The organism is Mesorhizobium sp. M0018 (assembly GCF_040323955.1).
Classification (GTDB): Bacteria; Pseudomonadota; Alphaproteobacteria; order Rhizobiales; family Rhizobiaceae; genus Mesorhizobium.
Window position 1 is genome coordinate 1 of the sequence record NZ_JAMYVL010000080.1, and the last position, 953, is coordinate 953.

2 protein-coding genes and 1 pseudogene are annotated in these 953 nt (G+C 53.3%); all 3 read left to right on the forward strand.

All coding sequences use genetic code 11. From position 1 onward, the window contains the following. Nucleotides 1–189 precede the first annotated feature (189 nt). On the forward strand, nucleotides 190–405 hold the full coding sequence (locus NKJ81_RS32520) for a colicin D domain-containing protein (protein WP_352542983.1): 216 nt from the start codon (nucleotides 190–192) through the stop codon (nucleotides 403–405). Then, complete coding sequence (locus tag NKJ81_RS32525) at nucleotides 402–674, forward strand: colicin immunity domain-containing protein (RefSeq protein WP_352474379.1); 273 nt, start codon at nucleotides 402–404, stop codon at nucleotides 672–674. Before NKJ81_RS32520 ends, NKJ81_RS32525 begins: the two co-directional genes overlap by 4 nt. Nucleotides 675–747: 73 nt before the next feature. Further along, nucleotides 748–953 (forward strand): annotated as a pseudogene (locus NKJ81_RS32530) (transposase); the annotation flags it as partial.

The following is a 953-nucleotide window of genomic DNA, read 5'->3' on the forward strand; positions in this document are numbered from 1 at the left end:
TGTCAGCACCCGACTACGCGCCGCTATACTGCCTTTCGAAGATTCTTCTTGCGCTCACGGGGGCGTCCACAGATGTGCTGAAGGTTCTGCAAAAAGTTTTGGAGAGAGAACGGGGCTTGCTCTGAGGGGCGAGCTGCCATGGCACGCTGGTGACGTTTCGACTACCTATTCCCGTGGAAGGGGAGTGCCATGACCAATCGAGAAATTAGACTGAGCAGAGGGCGAGTTGAAAGCGTTGCCATCCAAGGAGCTTATCAAGGGCAATCAGTAACGCACTTCGTCGACCCGCAAACCGGCTTGAATGTCATTCGCGATAGTTCAGGAAATCTCCTGTCTGGATGGAAGCTCAGTCCCAAGCAGTTAGAATATGTCTTGACGACCGGAAAACTGGGAGGCGGACTATGAGCAGCGTATCTGGCGAATATCGTGCGTTGGTTGAAACCTTTCTCGCAAGGGAAATAGATGCTCCTAAGTTGGTAGAAATTTACTTAAAGAAATTTAAGGATGAGACGCGAGCCATCCCAGAGCAGGAGTTTAAGGTGATAGATGAGATCTTTGCTGACATTGACTCATACACTTCCGATATCAGCTTGATTAGAGAGAATCCTAGATTCTATGTTGACGAAGCACAACTGAGAGTAAAAGTTGCGGAGGCCCTAGACCGGCTCCCATGAGGCTTACCGGGATAACCGAAAGCAATTATCTCAATCCCGCTCTACAGCGGCGCGAGTTCGTGACAGAGCTCAAGCGGGCTCGCCGGCGGCAATCCGCGAAGTGCTGCCCGAGGCGGTCTGGCAGCGCTGCTACGTGCACTTCCTCAGAAACGCGCTCGACTACGTGCCGCGCAAGATCGACGACGATTGCCTGATGGAGCTCAGATGGTTCTACGACCGGCGCGACCTTGCCGAGGTCAAACGCGACCTGGCGCAGTGGATCGCCAAATGGCAGGCCAA

Bases quoted from the DNA above. Each gene is read 5' to 3' on its own strand.
- NKJ81_RS32520 (WP_352542983.1), top strand. From the start codon at position 190: ATGACCAATCGAGAAATTAGACTGAGCAGAGGGCGAGTTGAAAGCGTT.
- NKJ81_RS32525 (WP_352474379.1), top strand. From the start codon at position 402: ATGAGCAGCGTATCTGGCGAATATCGTGCGTTGGTTGAAACCTTTCTC.